The 20,385-nt window shown below is 71.5% G+C and carries 3 protein-coding genes; 1 reads left to right on the top strand and 2 read right to left on the bottom strand.

Annotated elements, in window-relative coordinates; translation table 11 throughout:
• The first annotated feature begins 26 nt into the window (after positions 1-26).
• Positions 27-914 (top strand): glycosyltransferase, encoded by an 888-nt coding sequence (locus ACWFRB_RS03105; protein WP_452638762.1) that lies wholly within the window; start codon positions 27-29, stop codon positions 912-914.
• Here the strand turns inward: ACWFRB_RS03105 and ACWFRB_RS03100 are convergent.
• Both ACWFRB_RS03100 and ACWFRB_RS03095 read right to left on the bottom strand, forming a co-directional pair.
• Positions 911-1,795, bottom strand: a complete 885-nt coding sequence (locus ACWFRB_RS03100; RefSeq protein WP_452638761.1) for a glycosyltransferase — start codon at positions 1,793-1,795, stop codon at positions 911-913. The genes ACWFRB_RS03105 and ACWFRB_RS03100 overlap by 4 nt on opposite strands.
• Entirely contained in the window at positions 1,792-20,385 is an 18,594-nt protein-coding gene (locus ACWFRB_RS03095) for a non-ribosomal peptide synthase/polyketide synthase (RefSeq protein ID WP_452638830.1), read from the bottom strand. The genes ACWFRB_RS03100 and ACWFRB_RS03095 overlap by 4 nt, the downstream gene beginning before the upstream one ends.

Here is a 20,385-nt window from a genome sequence, read left to right as displayed (position 1 = left end):
TCATCATCATGAGTCGTGAGGAACGCATGCCAGCACAAAGCCCTGACCTCGTCTCGGTGATCATCCCCGCCTACAACGCGATGGGTGTCATCGATGTGCAGCTGACCGCACTGGCGGAGCAGGACTACCAGGGCACATTCGAGGTCATCGTCAGTGACAACGGTTCCACCGATGGCCTCGCCGAGCACCTCGACGGCCACCCGCTCAGGGGGGTCCTCGACATCCGCCACATAGATTCGTCCGCCACGAAGGGCGCTCCCCACGCCCGCAACGCAGGAGCGGCGGCTGCCCGCGGCGAGTACCTGGTGTTCTGCGACGCCGACGACATGGTGCACCCGGAATGGCTCGGCGCCTTGGTCGCGGCCGGGCAGAAGTACGACTCGGTGAGTGGGCCCGTCGAGACGACCACCCTCAACACCCCGAAGGTCGCCTCCTGGCGACCCGTGCAGCCGCCGGACAAGCCCGAGGAGACACCGGGTTTCCTCAACTTCGGACTGTCGGGGAACCTCGGGCTGTGGCGCAGCGTGTTCGAAGCTGTCGGCGGGTTCGACGAGTCCCTGAACGTCGGCGAGGATGTCGACATCACCTGGCGAATTCAGCTCGCGGGCTTCACTCTCGGCCACGAGCCGAAGGCGATGGTGGCCTACCGGCTCCGCGACAACTACCGCGCCCTGTGGCGTCAGTCGTTCGCATACGGCGAGGCAGGTCCCGAGCTCTACCGGCACTACCGGTGGTACGGCCTGCGGCCAACCAAACCGTTGCACCTGCTCGTGTTCGCGTTGGGCCTGGTGGTCAGGAATCCGGTGGTTCCCAGGTTCATCTCCCGCCTGTCGACGGGCAACTGGATCTACTACACCGCCTTCGCGGCAGGCCGGATCTCCGGCAGCGTGAAATACCGGATCTGGTTCGTCTAGACGAACCAGACGCGGTGTCTGATGCTGCCGCGGACCCGGCCGACCATACGGGCCAGGTAGGTCAACCACTGTCCCCGGGGAAGTCGGGTGAGAGCCTTGGGCAGCAACGGGTTTCGGATCACGAGCAGCACCGCCACCACCGGGAGCGCGAGCGGGTTCCGCCGGAATCCGTCGGCGCGGTACCGCTCGAACAGCACCGGATCGACCTCCCCGTAGGACACGCTCTGGTCCCACAGCGCCCGATAGCTGGTGCGGAGCCGATACGCGGTCATCGCCTCGGCGGCGTGGCCGAGCGTGTATCCGGCCAGCTGGATGCGCCAGGAGAAGTCCATGTCCTCCCCCGCGCGCAGGAGCGACTCGTCCCATCCCCCGACGGCATCGAAGACGTCCCGCCAGACCCCGCAGTTGCTGCCGCTGGCGAAAGCGAGAAACCCCGGGAACGCGAAGCCGTCCTCAGGCGCCGCCATGTCGACGCGCTCCGCGATCTCCGGAGGGTTGATCGAACCGGTCTCCAGTCCGCCGCTCACCATGTCGAACTCGCGGGCGGCCACCACCAGTGCCGACAGCCACCCCGGGTGCGCGCGATCGTCCGCATCGCAGAAGGCCAGGAACTCGCCGTTCGCCGCCGCGACGCCCGCGTTGCGGGCGTGCGACGCGCACTGCGCATCGGTGGCGTCCACGTGCCGCAGTCTCAGCCGCTCCCGTAGGGGATGGTCGGCCAAGTGATCTCCCAGCCCGTCCGTGGAACGGTTGTCTCCGACCACGACCTCCATCGCGCCTGCATAGTCCTGCGCGGCGAGCGCCTCGAGTTGCTCGTCGATCACCCCGCGCGCGTTGTATGCCGGGATGACGACCGACACCAGCTTCGGTTCCTGCCTCACTCGCTCCCCCTGCTCACAGTCGACAGAATCTCCGTGTAGCGCTTCACGATCAGCTCCCCTGCCGCCGTGTCGAACAGATCGGTCGAATACAGCGCGCCACCGGTGATGCCCGCGGGCGCGCCGTCGTCATCGTAGTGATCGTTGAGACTGAACTCGATGTCATGCTTGGCCACCTCGGTGACGAACGGATGCCCCTCGATCCGGAGCCCGCCGAGGTCCACATCGATGCTGCCGCCGCCGGGCTGCAGGATCAGCTCGACCTGGAACACTCGCTCGCGCGTCCCGAGTGCCTCCTGCAGGCGGGTGTTCGAGACGTCCGGGTGCGCGAAGGCACCCAGCGCGACGTCGCGCACCCGGGCGACCAGCTCCGTGAACGGCTCGCCCTCCTCGACCGTCACCGGCATCAGGACGTCGTCGGAGAAGTTGCCGACGACCTCCGCCAGCGCGGCCTCGTCGCGACCCGCGATCGAGGTGGCCAGCGTGACGTCCGCGACCGACGCGAGGTCGCTGACCAGGACCGCGAACGCGGCCTGCATCACCATGAACAGGCTGGCCCGGCTCTCGTGCGCGAGCGCGAGCAGCGCCGCGTGGGTGGTCGCGTCGATCGACACCGGCGCGGTGGCACCGGCGGTCGTCCGCTTCGCCCGCCCCGCGCCCGCGAGTTCGAGGCGCTGCGACCTGCCCTCCAGCGCCTCCAGCCAGTACTGCAGCTGCCGGTGCGCTTCGCTGTCGGTGTCCGACGCGTCGCCGAGCACCTCGTGCTTCCACATCGTGTAGTCGCCGTACTGCACCTCCAGCGCCGGCCACTGCGGTTCGACACCTGCCGCGCGCGCGGCGTAGGCGATCATCACGTCACGGGTGAGCACGCCCATGCTGGCCCCGTCGGCGGCGATGTGGTGCACGACGATCGCCAGCACGTGATCGTCCTCGCCGAGCGCGAACAACCGCATCCGCAGTGGCAGCTCGCGGGTGACGTCGTAGTCCGCCCACAGGTAGCGCTGCACCTGCTCGTCGAGCTCGGCCGCCGACACCTGCACCCGCCGCAGCTCCGGAACCGCGTCCTCGGCGGGCACCAGCACCTGGACCGGCCCCGCCGGGGTGTCCGGGTACACGGTGCGCAGGGCCTCGTGCCGGGTCACCACGTCGGCCGCGGCGGCGCCGAGGACCTCCACGTCGAGCGGGCCGCGAATCCGCAACGCGACCGGGATGTTCCAGTCCCCGTTGCGGGTTTCGTGGTTCGCGAACCAGATCCGCTCCTGCGCGGGGGCCAGCGGGATCTGTGCGGGCCGCGGCCGGGCCCCGAGCCGGGGCCGGTTCGGGTCCTGCACGTCCACCCGGCGGGCCAGCCCGGCGACCGTTGGATCCTCGAAGAACTCGCGGACGCTGACAGTGGTGTCGAAGGCCTCTCCCATCCGCGCGGTGACCCTCGTCGCGAGCAGCGAGTTGCCGCCGACGTCGAAGAAGTTGTCCTCGGCGCCGATCCGCGGGCGGTCGAGCAGGTCCGCGAAGATGCCAGCGATGATCTGTTCGCTCGGCGTCGCCGGTGCGCGGAACATGCTGGAGCTGAGGAACTCCGGCTCGGGCAGCGCCTTCCGGTCGAGCTTGCCGTTCACGTTGAGCGGTAGCTCGCTCAGGAACACGACGACCGAGGGCACCATGTAGCTCGGCACCCGCTCACCGACGAAGGCCAGCAGGGTCTCCACTGTCGGTCCCTCCCCCTCGACCGGCACCGCGTAGGCCACCAGGTTCTCGGCACCGTGCGGACCGCGGTGCACCAGGACCACGGACGCGTCGACCGCCGGGTGTGCGGTCAGCGCCGACTCGATCTCGCCGAGCTCGATCCGGAATCCGCGCAGCTTGACCTGGAAGTCGCTGCGGCCGACGTAGTCGAGCACGCCGTGTTCGCGGCCCAGCCAACGGACCACGTCGCCGGTGCGGTACATCCGGGACCCGCTCGGGCCGAACGGATTCGCGACGAATCGCTCGGCGGTGAGGTCGGCGCGGCCCGTGTAGCCCTGTGCGAGCTGGGCGCCCGCGATGTACAGCTCGCCTGGCACCCCGACGGGCACCGGGTGCAGCCGCGCGTCGAGCACGTAGACCTGGGTGTTCCACTCGGGCACACCGATCGGCACGGTGCGCTCGTCCTCGGGCCCGCAGCGGTGGTGGGTGACGCTCACCGCCGCCTCGGTGGGGCCGTACAGGTTGAACACCGCGGCGTCGCTGAACTCGGCGAACCGGCGCACCGTTTCGGCGGGCAGCGCCTCACCGATGCAGATCACGCGGCGCAGCGACTCGATCGGCTCGGAACCGACCGACGCCAGGAACGCGGTCAGCAGCGACGGCACGAAATGCATGGTGGTGACGCGGCTCTCGCGCATCAACCGGGCCAGGTACACCGGGTCCTGCTCGCCTCCGGGCTTCGCGATCACCAACCGGGCCCCGGCGGTCAGCGCCCACCAGAACTCCCACACCGACAGGTCGAAGGTGGCCGCGGTCTTCAGCATCACCGCATCGTCGGCGCCCAGCCGGTACTCGGACTGCTTCCACAGCAGCTGGTTCGCGATCGCCCGGTGCGGCACGGCCACACCCTTCGGGCGCCCCGTCGAGCCGGACGTGTAGATCACGTAGGCGGTGTTCTCCGGCCGCAGCGGGGCGATCCGGTCCGCATCGGTGATCGGCGCGGGGCTGTGGTCGCCGAGGACACTGCCGAGGCCATCGACCAGCAGCAGCTCCACTCCCTCGGGCGGCGTGACGGCGATGCCGGTCGTGGTCAGCACCACCACCGGCTGCGCCGAGTCGAGCACGTAGGCGGTGCGCTCGGCCGGGTGGTCTGGGTCGATCGGCACGTACACGCCGCCCGCCTTGGCCACCGCGTACATCGCCACGAGCAGCTCCACCGAACGCCGGATCGCCAGCGCCACGCGGGCTTCCGGGCCGACCCCGCGGGCGATGAGCTCGCGGGCCAGCCTGTTGGCCCGCGCGTCGAACTGCGCGTAGGTCAGCTCCGCGCCCTCGAACACCGTCGCGGTCGCCGCCGGGGTCCGGCCGACCTGCGCGTCGAACAACTCGGCGAGCGTGGTTTCGGGCACCGGGTGGGTGGTCTGGTTCCACGCCGTCACCAGCTCCTCGCGGCGGCTGTCGTCGAGGATCGGGATGTCACCGACGACGGTGTCCCGGTCGGCGACCACCGTCCGCAGGATCCGTTCGAACCGGGCCGCGAACTGCCCGACGGTGTCCCTGTCGAACAGGTCGGTCGCGTAGGTGAACGATGCGGCGATCTCGGCCGGATCCCCCGTCTCGTCGTGGCGGTCCACCAGCGTCAGGTGCAGGTCGAACTTCGCAGGCTCGAACCCGGCGTCGAGCGCCTCGATCTCGAGGTCCGGCAGCGCGAACCGGTTGCGCTCGAGGTTGTGGAAGGACAGCGCCACCTGGAACAGCGGGTGCCTGGCGGTCGAACGGGTCGGGTTGAGCACCTCGACGAGCCGCTCGAACGGCACGTCCGCGTGGCCGAAGGCGGCCAGGTCGTTCGCGCGCGCGAGGTCGAGCACCTCGCTGAACCGCTGCTCCGGGCTGACCCGGGTGCGCAGCACCAGGGTGTTGACGAACATGCCGACCAGATCGTCGAGCGCCTCCTCGCCGCGCCCGGCGATGGGCGAGCCGATCGCGATGTCGGACTCGTTGCTCAGCCTGCTCAGCAGCACCGCCAGCGCGGCGTGCATGACCATGAACAGCGTGGCGTCCTGACTTCGGGCGAGATCCACGAGTGCCCGGTGCGTGCGGGCGTCCAGGGTGAACGCGTAGGTGTCGCCGCGGTAGGACTGCTCGGCGGGCCTCGGCCGGTCGGCCGGCAGGTCGAGCTGCTCGGGCAGGCCCGCCAACTCGGCGGTCCAGTACGCGACCTGCCGCGCGGCCACCGAGTCCGGGTCCTGCTCGTCGCCGAGCACCGCCCGCTGCCAGAGGCTGTAGTCCGCGTACTGCACCTCGAGCGGCGCCCACGTCGGCTGCGCGCCGTGCAGGTGCGCCGAGTAGGCGACCATCACGTCCCGCGCCAGCGGTCCCATCGAGAAGCCATCCGCCGAGATGTGGTGCACCACAAGCGCGAGCACGTGTTCGGTCTCGCTGACCCGCAGCAGCCGCACGTGCAACGGGATCTCGGTCGTGACATCGAAGCCGGTTGAGGCCAGCTCGATCACCCGCGCGAGCACCTCGTCCTCGCCGACCGGGACCGGCACCAGCTCCTGGACCGCCTGGTCCGCGGGCAGGATCACCTGGCACGGCCCGGCGTCGGAATCCGGGTAGACGGTGCGCAGCGACTCGTGCCGCTCGACCGCGGCGGCCACCGCGGCGCGCAGCGCCGACGTGTCGAGCCGGCCGGACAACCGCAGGGCGAGCGGGATGTTGTTCACGGCGGAGGCGGTGTCGAAGCGGTTGAGGAACCACATCCGCTGCTGCGCCAGCGACAGCGGAATGCGGGCCGGCCGTGCCATCTTCGTCAGCGGGATGCGACCGACCTCCCGGGATGCGGACTCGGCGTGCACGGCAAGCTCCGCCACCGTCGGGTGCTCGAACACCGCACGGATCGCCAGCGAGGTGCCCAGTGCGGAGTTCACCCGGGCCACCAGCCTGGTCGCCAGCAGCGAGTTCCCGCCGAGCTCGAAGAAGCTGTCGTCCACCGACACCCGCTCCGCGCCGAGCAGCTCGGCGTAGATCCCGGCGATGGCCTCCTCGACCGGGTTCGTGGGGCCGCGGAACTCGCGGTCGGTCACGAACTCCGGCACCGGCAGCGCGCGCCGGTCCAGCTTGCCGGTCGCGTTGATCGGCAGCGCGTCCAGCACCATCACGGCCGACGGCACCATGTAGGCGGGCAACGCGTCGCCGATCGCGGCGCGCAGCTCCTGCGGGTCCAGCTCGGTACCCACCTCGGCGACCACGTACCCGACCAGGTTCTCCCCTGTGTGCGGGTCGCGGTGCAGCGCGACCACCGACTGGGCGACGCCAGGACGGCCGACGAGCGCCGCCTCGATCTCGCCGAGCTCGATGCGCAGGCCGCGCAGCTGGACCTGGGTGTCGGCGCGGCCGATGAAATCCAATGCCCCGTCGCGGGTCCGGCGCACCAGGTCGCCGGTGCGGTACATCCGCTCGCCATCGCCGTACGGATTCGCCACGAAACTCGCCGCCGTCAGCGCGCCGCGGCGATGGTAGCCGCGGGCGAGACCGGGACCGGACAGGTACAACTCGCCGACCACGCCGACCGGGACGGGGCGCAGGCGGCGGTCGAGCACGACGGCCCCGGCACCCTCGAGCGGTGTCCCGATGGTGATCTGTCCACCCTCGTGCAGCGGCTCCGTCACGGTGATGACGATGGTGCTCTCGGTGGGGCCGTAGCTGTTGAAGAAGTTGCGGCCTGGTGCGAACCGGGCCACCAGCTCGGGCGGGCAGACGTCGCCGCCGACAATCACCGAGCGCAGATCCTCGAGCCCCTCCGCGTCGACCGTGCCGAGCGCGGCCGGGGCGGTGAGGATGTGGCTGACCCGCTCGGAGCGCAGCAGCGCGGCCAGCTCGCCGCCGCCGATGATCCCCGGCGCCGCGATGACCATGGTGGCGCCCGCGCTGAAGCCGACGAGCATCTCGAACACCGACGCGTCGAAACTCGACGACGAGAACCGCAGCACCCGAGACGAACTCGTCACGGCCAGCTCCGTGCGCACGTCCGCACAGAAAGTGGACAGGCCGGTGTGGGTGACCACCACGCCCTTCGGGACGCCGGTGGAGCCGGACGTGTAGATCATGTACGCGGCGCTCGCCGGGTCGATCGGCGCGGCGAGCTCGTCGGCCGACACCGGGCCCGCGGGCAGCGCGGGCAGCTCGCCGGTCAGCTCGGCGTCGTCGAGGGCCAGCCACTCGACCGTGCCGGGGAGCCGATCGCGTTCGGCGGTGACGGTCAGGCCGAGGACCGCGCCGGAGTCGGTGAGCATGTGCCGCGCGCGCTCGGCGGGCAGCGCCGGATCGATCGGCACGAAGGCCGCCCCCGTCTTCGCGACCGCCCATAGTGCGACCACGGATTCGGCAGACCGGGCAAAGGCGGTGGCCACGAACGACTCCGGGCCGATGCCCCGACCGAGCAGCACCCGGGCCAGGCGGTTCGACTCGGCGTCCAGCTCCGCATAGGACACCTCGACGTCGCCTGCGCAGCGCAGCGCCGCCGCGTCGGGGTCGATGCTCGCACCGGCCGCGAGGATCTGCGGCAGCGTGCGCACCGGCGGCGCCGGCAGCGCCGGGCCCGCCTGGGCAGCGAGTCGTTCGGCCTCGTCGAGCACCTCGACCTCGCCGACCGGGGTCGCCGGGTCCGCCGCGACGGACTCGAACACCCGCACCAGGCGCCGCGCGAACGCGTCGATCGTGTCCCGGTCGAACAGGTCGGCCGCGTAGGTCACCGAGGCGGCCATGCCGCCGCCTGCGCCGAGCTCGCGGAAGGTGAGCTCCAGGTCGAACTTCGCGACGTCGACGCCAGGGTCGAGCGCGGCCACCTTCAGGCCCGGTAGCTCGAGCGAACCCACGCCCTGGTTCTGCAGGGACAGCCCCACCTGGAACAGCGGCGAGTGTGCCTGCGAACGAGGCGGATTCGCCGCGTCGACGACCTGTTCGAATGGCACGTCGGCGTGGCCGTACGCGGCCAGATCAGTGCTCCTGGTTGCCGTCAGCAGGTCGGCGAAGGACGTCCCCGGCTCGACCTGGGTGCGCAGCACCAGGGTGTTGACGAACATGCCGACGACGTCGTCGAGCGCCTGCTCGCCGCGGCCGGCGATGGGGGTGCCAACCGAGATGTCGGAGCTCCCACTGAGCCGGGCCAGCAGCACCGACAGCGCAGCGTGCAACACCATGAAGAGGGTCGCGTTGTGTTCGCGTGCCAGTGCATTCAGGGCCGCGGCCAGCTCGGCGCCGATCTCCAGGTCGGCGCGGGCGCCGCGGTAGGAGGCGACAGCGGGCCGGGGCCGATCGGTCGGCAGTTCCAGCACGCCAGGGGTGCCGGCGAGCTGGCCCCGCCAGTACGTGAGCTGCCGGGCGGCAACGGACAGCGGGTCGTCCACATCGCCGAGGACCCGTCGCTGCCAGAGCGCGAAGTCGGCGTACTGCACGGGCAGCGGCCGCCAGGACGGCTCCTCACCGATGGTCCGCGCGGAGTACGCGACCATCAGGTCGCGCGCCAGAGGCATGGTCGACGCGCCGTCGCCGCTGATGTGGTGCACCACCAGCACCAGCACGTGCTCGGTGTCTGCCAGCCGGAACAGACTGCCTCGCACCGGAACCGCCGCGGTGACGTCGAAGCCCTGTGACAGCAGCGTCACCATGGCGGTGCGCAGCTCGTCCCTGTCCGACACCGGGACAGGGGTCAGGTCCAGGTCCACCCGAGCCGCGGGCACGATCATCTGGTGCGGGCCCTGCTCCGAGGCGGGGAAGACCGTGCGCAGCGACTCGTGCCGCTCGATCACGTCGCGCACCGCCGCCGCCAGCCCGGGCACATCCAGGGCACCGGTCAGGCTGACTGCCAGCGGGATGTTGTACGCCGGAGACTCCGGGTCGAACTGGTTGAGGAACCACATCCGCTGCTGCGCGGCGGAGAGCGGCACCCACGCGGGGCGCGCCTCGGCCACCAGGTCGGGGCGGACGATCTCGCGCTGCGCGCCGTCGACGCGGGCGGCCAGCGCGGCGACCGTGGTCGCCTCGAACAGCTCACGCACGCCCAGCCCGGTGCCTGCGATCGCGTTGATGCGGGCCATCGCCCTGGTCGCGCTCAGCGAGTTGCCGCCGACCGCGAAGAAGTCGTCCTCCGCACCGACGCGTTCGACGCCGAGCACCTCGGCGAACACGTCGGCCACCGACGTCTCGGTGCGGGTGCGGGGCGCGACGAACTCGCGGACCGTGAACACGGGCTCCGGCAGCGCCCTGGTGTCTACCTTGCCCGCGGGCGTCAGCGGCAGTTCGTCCAGCACGGTGATCGCCGACGGCACCATGTACACCGGCAGCAACTCCCGCGCGTGCGCGGTGAGCGTGTCCGCGTCGGTGGTCCGGCCCGGCACCGCGAGCACGTAGGACACCACGGACACCACACCGTCGGGACCGGTGTGGCCGACGGTGATCGCCGCCTGCACGCTCGCATGGCCGGCCAGCACGGCGTCGATCTCGCCGAGCTCGACCCGGTGTCCACGAACCTTCACCTGGAAGTCGGTGCGGCCCAGGTACTCCAGCTCGCCTGCCGCGTTGGCGCGGACCAGGTCACCGGTGCGGTACAGCCGCGAGCTCGGCTCACCGAACGGGTTCGCGACGAACCGGTCCGCGGTCAGCCCGGAACGGCCGTGATAGCCGCGCGCCAGACTGCCGCCCGCCACGTACAGCTCACCAGCGACCCCCGCGGGCACCGGGTGCAGCCGCTCGTCGAGCACCACCGCGTCCGTTCCGACCACCGGTGCGCCGATCAACACCGGCTCGCCCGGCTCCAGCGGCCCCTGGTGCGTGGCCATGATGGTCGACTCGGTCGGACCGTACGCGTTGAACATCCGGCGTCCCGGCGCCCACCGGCGGACCAGAGCCTGTTCGCAGGCGTCGCCGCCGACGACGACCACGCCGATCGCGTCCAGCCCGTCCGGGTCAAGGGTGGCGAGCGCGCCGGGGGTGACGAAGGCGTGCGTAACACCGCCTGCCCGGAGCACCTCGGCGAGCTCCTCGCCGCCGTAGACGCCGACCGGCACCACGACCATCGCCGCGCCGCCGCCGACCGCCATCAGCAGTTCGAGGATCGATGCGTCGAAGCTGGGCGACGCGAAATGCAATGTGCGCGAATCCGGTCCGACGGCGTAGTTGCCGCGTTGCTCCGCCACGAAGGAGGCGAGCCCGAGGTGGGTCACGACCACGCCCTTGGGCGTGCCCGTGGAGCCGGAGGTGTAGATCATGTACGCCGGGTGCCCCGGCCGCAGCGGCGCGCGTCGGTCTGCGTCGGCGATGGGACCGGCGAGCGCGAGGGACAGCTCCGCCACCGTGGCCTCGTCGTCGAGCGAGAGCCAGGACACCGCGTCCGGGAGCTCGCCACGGTGCGCGGTCAGGGTGACCCCGATGGCCACCGCCGAATCGGCCACCATGTGCGCGATCCGCTCGGCCGGGTAGGTCGGGTCGATCGGCAGGAACGCCGCGCCCGTCTTGGCCACCGCCCACAGCGCCAGCACCGACTCGACCGAGCGCGGGACCGCGAGCGCGACATACGATTCCGGGCCGACACCGCGCGAGATCAGCAGCCGGGCCAGCCGGTTCGAGCGCTCGTCCAGCTCGCCGTAGCTGAGCTGGGCCTCGCCCTCGATCAGGGCGATGTCGCGCGGGTCCCGGATCGATTCGAGGAGCAGCTCGGGCAGGGTGCGGGTCTCGGCGGGCGCCGGACCTGTGACCGGCACCAGCGTCGCGCGCTCGTCGGCGCTCAGCAGGTCGAGGTCGCCGACGGGCCGGGACGGATCGCCCGTGCCGTCGTGCAGGATGGTCAGGAACCGCGCCGCGAAGCCCTCGATCGTGCGGCGGTCGAACAGGTCCCGCGCGTAGGTGAACGCGGCGACCGCACCGGCCGGGTCGCCGCTGCTGTCGAAGTGCTCGGTCACGGTCAGCTGCAGGTCGAACTTGGCGATCCCGAAATCGATCGGCTCCGAGGCGATCTGCAGTCCGGGCAGGGCGACGGCGTGCTCGCGGGCGTCTTCGAGCGCGAGCACCACCTGGAACAGCGGGTGGTGGGCGGTCGAGCGGGCCGGGCTGATCACCTCGACCAGGCGCTCGAACGGCACGTCGGCGTTGCCGTACGCGGCCAGGTCGGTGGCCCGGACCCGCTCCAGCAACGCGCCGAACGACCGGGCCGGATCCACCTCGGTGCGCAGCACCAGGGTGTTGACGAACATGCCGACGACATCGTCGAGCGCCTGCTCACCTCGGCCGGCCACCGGCGTGCCGACCGCGATGTCGCCGGTGCCGCTCATCCGTGCGAGCAGCACCGCGAGTACGGCGTGCAGGACCATGAACGGCGTCGAGTTCGTCGACCGGGCAAGGGCCTTCACCGCGCCGTAGGCGACGGTGTCGAGCTCGCACTCGACGGTGCCGCCCCGGTAGGAAGGCACGGCGGGTCGCCTGCGGTCGGTCGGCAGGGCCAACACCTCGGGCACCCCGGCCAGTGCCGCGGTCCAGTAGTCGATCTGGCGGGCGGCGGTCGAGTCCGGATCGTCTTCCGACCCGAGCACCGCGCGCTTCCACACCGCGTAGTCCGCGTACTGCACCGGCAGCGGCGTCCACGACGGCGCCTGCCCGCCCGTGCGGGCGGAGTAGGCCTGCACCAGGTCCCGGGCCAGCGCCTGGATCGACCATCCGTCGATGCTGATGTGGTGCACCACGACCACCAGCACGTGGTCGTCGGGCCCGGCCGCCAGCAGGGTGAGGTCGAGCGGGATCTCCGCGGTGACGTCGAAGCCGGAGGCCACCGCCGTCCGGACCCGCTCGGCCAGTTCGTCCGCGCCGAGCCGCTCGTCGTCGTGGAGGGCGTCGAGGGCGAGCTCGTCGAGCGCCTCGGACGTGGGCAGGATCTGCTGATAGGGCCCGGTCGGAGAGTCCGGGTACACCGTCCGCAGCGACTCGTGCCGCTCGAGGATGTCGGCGACGGCCTCCGCGAGCGCGGACACATCGAGCGCGCCGGTCATCCGCAGTGCGGCGGCGACGTTGTACGCGCCGGACGCGGGGTCGAACCGGTTGAGGAACCACATCCGGGACTGCGCCGGGGACAACGGGATCGGGTCGGGGCGCGGGCCCGCGAGCAGGTCCGGGCGGTGCACGTGACCGGTGAGCACATCGTCGACGACGGCGGCCAGCCCGGCGACCGTCGGCGCCTCGAACAGCTCGCGCACGCTCACCCGGGTGCCGAACTCGGCGTTCACCCTGGCCAGCAGCCGCGTCGCGGCCAGGGAGTTGCCGCCGAGGTCGAAGAAGCTGTCCGTCGCGCCGACCGGGTGCGCGGATTCGAGTACGCCGCCGAAGATCTCGGCCAGGGCCAGCTCGGTGGGATTGCCTGCGGCCACGAACTCGGCGGTGCCCGCGAACTCGGGGGCGGGCAGCGCCTTGCGGTCCAGCTTGCCGCTCGGGTTCAGCGGCAGCGCGTCGAGGACAGTCAGCACGGACGGCACCATGTAGCGCGGCAGCACCCCGGCGACGGCGTCCAGCACAGCGCCGGTGTCCAGGGCCTGATCGCCGGCGGGCACCGCGTATGCCGCCAGGTAGTCCCCCGCCGGTCCGTCGTCGCGGACCACCACGACGGCCTGGGCCACGCGGTCGTCGCGCAGCAGCGCGGCCTCGATCTCGCCGAGCTCGATGCGCTGGCCGCGCAGCTTGACCTGGAAGTCGGTCCTGCCGATGTACTCCAGTTCCCCGGTTGCGTTCCAGCGCACCAGGTCACCGGTCCGGTACATCCGCGAGCCGGCCTCACCGAACGGGTTCGCCACGAACCGGTCCGCGGTCAGGTCCGGCCGCGCGACGTATCCGCGGGCGAGCTGGGCACCCGCGAGATAGAGCTCTCCCGCGACACCGACCGGCGCGGGTCGCAGCCCGGCGTCGAGCACGTAGGTCTGGGTGTTCCACACCGGCGCACCGATCGGGACGACCGTCTCGCCCGCCACGGTCCGGTGGTAGGTGACGTCGACGGAGGCCTCGGTTGGCCCGTACAGGTTGTGCAGCTCGGCATCGGTGCGTGCGTGCAGCGCCGCGACGGTGCCGGGCGCGAGCGCCTCGCCGCTGGTGAAGATCCGGCGCAGCGAGCCGCATCGGGCGATGTCGGCGCCCATCAGGAACACCTCGAGCATCGACGGCACGAAATGCATGGTGGTGATGCCGTACTCCCGGATCGCCGTCTCGAGGTAGACGGGATCGCGGTGACCATCCGGCTCCGCGATCACCATCCGGGCACCGGTCTGCAACGGCCAGAACAGTTCCCACACCGAGACGTCGAACGTCGCCGGCGTCTTGAGCAGGACCGCGTCGTCCCCACCGAGCGGGTAGGCCTCCTGCATCCATCTCAGCCGGTTGACGATGCCCCGGTGCGGCACCGCGACGCCCTTGGGCCTGCCGGTCGACCCGGACGTGAAGATCACGTACGCGGTGCCCTGCGGTCGCAGCGGCGCCGACCGGTCGACGTCGCGCACCGCCGATGGAGACAGATCGGCGAGGTCCAGCTCGTCGACCGCGACCGTCGCGACGGACGCGGGCATCGACTCGCGGTCGGCGACGGTGCTGAGCACCAGTACCGGGGCGGACAGCCCCGCGACGTACTCGATCCGCTCGTCCGGCTGCTCGGGATCGATCGGCAGGTACGCGCCGCCCGCCTTGAGCACCGCGTAGATCGCGACCACCATCTCCGCCGACCGGCGCATGGCGATCCCGACCAGCGACTCCGGCCCGACGCCCGCGGCGATCAGGTGACGCGCCAACCGGTTCGCCCTGCCGTCGAACTCCGCGTAGGACAGTGCATCGGTGCCGAACACGACGGCGTTCGCGTCGGGGGTGCAGGCCACCTGCGCCTCGAACAGGTCGACCAGGGTCGCGGGCTCGAGTTCGTGGTCGGTCTCGTTCCATGCCCGCAGCACGAGGTCGCGCTCAGCGGGGCCGAGCACGTCGACACCGGCCGCGGTGGCCTCCGGGTTCTCGGCCATCGCGCCGAGGACCAGCGCCAGCCGGTCCGCGAGCGTGGTGGCCGCCACGAGGTCGAAGAGATCGGTGCGGTAGCGCAGGTGCAGGTGCAGCTGCGGGTCGAGGATCGACATCAACGTCAGCGGGTAGTGCGTCGCGTCGCGGCCCTGCAGCTCGGTGACACGCATGCCGGCGATGTCGGTGTTCTCGTCGAACCCGGCGCGGTCCACCGGGTAGGACTCGAAGACGGTCAGGGTGTCGAACAGCGCTCCCAGACCGGTCCGGGCCTGGATGTCGGCGAGCCCCAGCTGATGGTGCTCGAGCAGCGCGGTCTGCTCGTCCTGCACCCGGCGCAGCAGGTCCGAGACGCTCGCGTGCGGATCTACCCGGACCCGCACCGGCACGGTGTTGATGAACAGGCCGAGGATCTCCTCGACGCCGGGCAGCTGAGCGGGCCGACCGGACACCGTCGCGCCGAACAGGATGTCGTCGCGGGAGAGCAAGCGGGACAACAGCAGTCCCCACGCCGTCTGGATGACGGTGTTGAGGGTGACGCCGTGAGCGCGGGCGAGCTCGCCGAGCGCATCGACCAGGCCTGCGGGCAGCGCGACGTCCACCTCGCCGGGCAGACCGAGCCCGGCGGCGGGGGCCTGCGCCGACGCGATCAGCGTCGGCTCGGTGACCCCCTCGAGGACGTCCGCCCAGGCGCGCGCGGACTCCTCGGAGTCCCAGTGCGCGCGCCACTCCAGGTAGTCCCGGTAGCGGCGGGCGTCGGGCAGGGCGGGGCCCGTGCCGCCCGCGGCGTAGCGGACCAGCAACTCGCGCACCAGCAGCGGCATCGACCAGCCGTCGAGGACGATGTGGTGGTTGGTCAGCGCGAGCACGCACCGATCGGCGGACGTGCGGATCAGCAGCATCCGGAGCAGCGGCGGCCTGTCCATCGCGAACCGGGTGAGCCGCTCCTCGTCCAGCAGGCGCTGGAGTTCGGCCTCGCGGTCGTCCGCCGCGACCTCGGTGAGGTCGACCTCCCGGAACGGCACCTCGACCTGATCGAGCACGAGCTGGGCGGCGATTCCGTTGTCGTCGTAGACGAATGCGGTGCGCAGGTTCGGGTGATGGGCCACCAGCGCGTTCACCGCGCCGCGGAGGCGGGCGGGGTCGACGGTGCCTGCCAGGTCCATCACGAGCTGCGCGGTGTAGACGTCGATCGTCTCCGCGGCCAGGGTGGCGTGGAACAGCAGGCCGGACTGCAGCGGGGACAGCGACCACACGTCGGTCAGCGAGGGGTACCGGTGGTGCCAGCGGTCGATCTCGTGCTGGCTGACGGTCACCAACGGGAGGTCCGACGGGGTCAGTCCGCCCGCGTCGGGCTGCTCGGCGTGCCCCGCCAGGCCCTCGAGCGCGCGGCGCCACAGCGCCGCGAACGCATCGACCTCCTCGGCGGTCAGCAGGCCGGGCGCGAAGGCGAACGACGCCTGCAGGATCGGGCCGTCGGCGCCGTCCACGACCATCGCGTTGATGTCCACGGCGACGGCAGCGGTCATCGCGAGTCCGCTGCCCGCGTTCAGGTCCGGAGCCTCGGGGTCGGGGGTGAAGCCGAGGTGCCGCAGCGCCTCGCCCAGGTGGCCGGTGCCGAGCCTGCCGAGGTAGTTGAAGCTGATCTGCGGCGCGGGCAGCGGCGCCAGTACGGCCCCCGCCTCCGCGTCGAGGTGACGCAGCACGCCGAAACCGACACCGCGCGAAGGCACGTCGAGCAGTTGCTCCTTGACCGCCTTGATCACGGTGCCCGCGGCCTGGCCGCCCGCCAGCACGTCGTCCAGGTCCGCGTCCGGCACCTCGAGCCGCACGGGGAAGGCACTGGTGAACCAGCCGACCGTGCGGGACAGGTCCGCCCCCGCGACGGCCTCCTCCTCGCGGCCGTGACCCTCCAGGGTGAGCAGCACCGACGACTCGGCGATCCCGCGGTCACGGCGCCACGCCGTCAGCGCGACGCCGAGCGCGGACAGCAGTCCGTCGTTGACGCCGCAGCCAAAGGCGGCGGGCAGTGTGGTGAGCAGGCTCTGCGTGGCCGCGGCACCGAGCTCGACGTGCACCCGCTCCGCGTCCCCGACGCGATCACGGGCCGGGTCAAGGGCGCGGCGGCCGAGCAGCGGGTCCGGGCCCTCGAGGATCTCGCGCCAGCGCGGCAGCTCCCCGGCGTGCGCCCCAGCGCGTGCCGAGTCCAGCACGCCCTGCGCCCACCGCCGCAGCGTGGTGGCCACCGGCGCCAGCTCCGGTTCGAGTCCCGCCCCGAGCTGGGTCCAGGCGGTCGCGAGGTCCGGAAGCAGGATCCGCCAGGACACCCCGTCGACGGCGAGGTGGTGGATCACCACGAGCAGTCGGCCTGCGGTCTCCTGCGGGTCGAGCCACACGAGCTGGACCATGACCCCGGCGGCGGGATCCAAACGCGCGGCGGCCGAGGCGCATTCGGCGAGAACCAGCTCGTCGAACTCCGCACTGCCGGGCGCGTTCGGCGCCGCCACCCGGGTGATCACCGCGTCGGCGGCGACCGTTCCCGGCGCGCCGGTCTCGAAGAGCCACTCTCCGTCGGCATCGCGCCGCAGGCGCGAGCGGAGCGCATCGTGCCTGTCCAGGACGGCCTGCATCGCCCGTCCCAGCCGGTCGCCGTCGACCTGCTCGGGCAGGGTCAGCAGGACCGACTGGTAGAAGGCGTCGAAGTCGCCGCGGTCGAGGATCGAAGCCACGATCGGGGTCAGCGCGACGGGCCCGACTCCCCCGCCCTCGAGCTCGGTGAGCGCAGGCGCGGACGCCACGGTCACCGGCACCGCGATCTTGGCGATCTCGGCAACGGTCTTGCGTTCGAACACTTCCCGCGCGGTGAAGCTCAGTCCCAGCGCGCGAGTGCGGGCCACGATCTGCATCGCGATGATGCTGTCCGCACCGACCGCGAACAGCGACTCGTCCACGCTCAGCCGGTCCAGACCGAGTGCCTCCTCCACGACGCCCACGATCAGCCGCTCCGCGTCGGTGCTCGGCGCCCGGTACTGCTGGTCGCGCGAGCCGAAGACCGGCTCCGGCAGCGCCCGCCGGTCCAGCTTGCCCGCCGAGGTGAGCGGCACCTGCTCGAGCGGCATCACCGCGGCCGGCACCATGTGCGCGGGCAGGAACTCCGCCAGTCGCGCGGTGGCGGCGGCCGGGTCGATGTCGACGCCCGGTTCCGGCCGCACATACGACACCAGGGCCGTACTGCCGCTGGCGGTCTCGTAGGCGATGGTCACGGCGAAGTCGATGCCGTCCTGGGCGAGCAGGGCCGCGTCGATCTCGCCGAGTTCGATGCGGAAGCCGCGGATCTTGACCTGGAAATCGGATCTGCCGACGAAGTCGAGTTGGCGATCGGCGGTCCAGCGGACCTCGTCGCCGCTGCGGTACATCCGGGATCCGGGCGCACCGAAGGGGTTGGCCACGAACCGATCCGCGGTCAACTCGGGGCGTCGATGGTAGCCGCGGGCCAGCCCGGCGCCCGCCAGATACAGCTCACCCACGACGCCGACCGGAACCGGCCGCAGCTTGCGGTCCAGCACCATCACCTCGGCGCCCTGGATCGGGCGGCCGATCGTGATCGGTGTGCTGCCGTCCAGCGGATCGCCGGTGGTGATGACGATGGTGGTCTCCGTCGGACCGTAGCTGTTGGTGAAACGGCAGACGTCCGCGAACCGGGCGACCAGGTCGGGGGTGCAGATGTCGCCGCCCACCACCACCGCCTCGAGGTGTTCGAGGCCCTTCGTCTCGACGGTGCTGAGCAGGGTCGGCGCCGACAAGATGTGGGTGACCCGCTGCTCCCGCAACAGTTCGGCGAGTTCGTCGCCACCGAACATCTGCTCGGGCGCGACGACCATGGTCGCGCCCGCGCTGAACGCCTGGATCATCTCGAAGACGGAGGCGTCGAAGCTGGCGGAGGAGAACCGCAGCACCCGCGAGGCGGCGGAGACCCGCAGCTCGTCGCGGGAGCCGGCGGCGAAGTCGACGAGCGCGGCGTGGGTGACGAGCACGCCCTTCGGCACACCGGTGGAGCCGGAGGTGTAGATCATGTACGCGGTGTTCTCCACCACGAGCGGCGACACTCGTTCGGCGTCGGAGATCCGTGCCGCCGAACGCGACTCGCACCGGCGCCGGACGGCGCTGTCGTCGAGAACGATCCAGTCGACGAAATCCGGCAGCAGCGACACCTGGTCGGCGCCGGTGAGTCCGAGCAGCACGCCCGAGTCGTCGAGCATGTGGCGGATCCGGTCGGCGGGCAGCTTCGGATCGATCGGGACGAAGGCCGCCCCGGTCTTCGCGACCGCCCAGCACGCGACCAGCGCGTCGGCCGAGCGCGAGAACGCCAGCGCGACGAAGGTCTCGGGCCCGGCGCCGGCGTCGATCAGCAACCGCGCCAACTGGTTCGACTTGGCCTCGAGCTCCCGGTAGCTGACCTCGGTCTCCGATGTCCAGATCGCGACGCCGTCCGGGTTGGCGGCCACGCCCGCGGTCAGCAGGTCCGGCAGCGTGCGGGCCGGCAGCGCCGCCGGGCCGCGGAACGGCACCAGCTCGGCGTACTCGTCCGGGTGCAGCACCTCGAGGGCCGTGACGGCGGCGTCGGGCTCGGCCGCGGCGAAGGCGGCGAGGAACTCGAGGAAGCGCGCGTGGTGCCCACGCAGTTCCGCCTCCGTGTACAGGTTGGGATTGGCCTCGAAGTCGATGTGCGCGCGGCTGCCTGCGACGCTCGGGTAGATGTTCACCGAGATGTCCTCGACCGGCCCTGTGGTGAGCACGTTGAGGCGGCCGATCAGCCCGCCGAGCCGGATCTCGCTGTGGAACATCATGATGTTGATCGCGGGACCGAAGAAGCCGCGCCTGGCCCCGCCCGATCCGGCGTCACGCCTGATGTCCTCGTGCCGGTACCGCTGATGCCGCAGCGCGCCGGTCAGCTCGAGCGCGACCTCACCGATCAGGTCGGCAGAGGTGGTGTCGTCGGCCACCGCCAGCCGCAACGGCACGACGTTGGACACCATGCCGCCGGAGCGGCGGAGCTTGGCGGTGGTACGCGCGGACACCGGCAGGCTCAGCGCGATGTCGTCCTCGCCGGTGAGCCGGGACAGGTAGGCGGCGACGGCGGCGACGGCGACCGTGGCCAGCGAGGCGCCGAGCTGACGGTCCGCGACGCGGGCCACGGCGGCCTCGGCCGCGGCCGGAAGCGGACCGCTGACCACCAGCGAGGAGGAACCGACAGGGCCGGTGCGGCCGGAGAGGCTGATCGCCGGCGGCAGGTCGCGCGCCCGCTCCGCCCAGTGCTCGCGGTCCTTCTCGAACCGACTGGAGGCGCGGTACGTCGCCTCCTCGGCACTGATGTCCGGCAACGCGCTGGCCTTGAGCTCGGCGGGCTCGCGACCCTCGACGACCGCGGTGTACCGCTCGGCGGTTCGACCCATGAAGGTCATCGCGCCGAAGCCGTCGAGCGCGATGTGGTGGATGCGGGAGTACCAGTAATAGTGGTCGTCGCCGACGCGCAGGGTCGCCGACTCGATCAGCCGGTCCGAGAGCAGGTCCATCGGCGCGCTGTATTCGGCGCGCATCCAGGCCTGGGCCGCGGCGTGCGGATCCGCGGAGCCGCGGAAGTCGACATGCGCCATCCGGTCACGGAGTGAATGGTCGATCTGCTGGAACGGCTCGGCGTCCACCTCGATGATGCGGAGCATGCCGGTGCCCATCTCGCGGGCGGCCGTCGCACCGGCATTCGCGAGGGCCTCGACATCGAGGTCGCCGACGATCTCCACGTACTGTGCAATCGCGATCGGGACGTCCCCGAGCAGGTGCTGCGCAAACCAGATACCGCGCTGAGCTGCAGAAAGAGGAAACAG

It is taken from the genome of Rhodococcus sp. NPDC055112, from assembly GCF_053607505.1.
The sequence above is the reverse complement of the archived record's forward strand: the minus strand, read 5'-3'. Positions and strand labels throughout refer to the sequence as shown.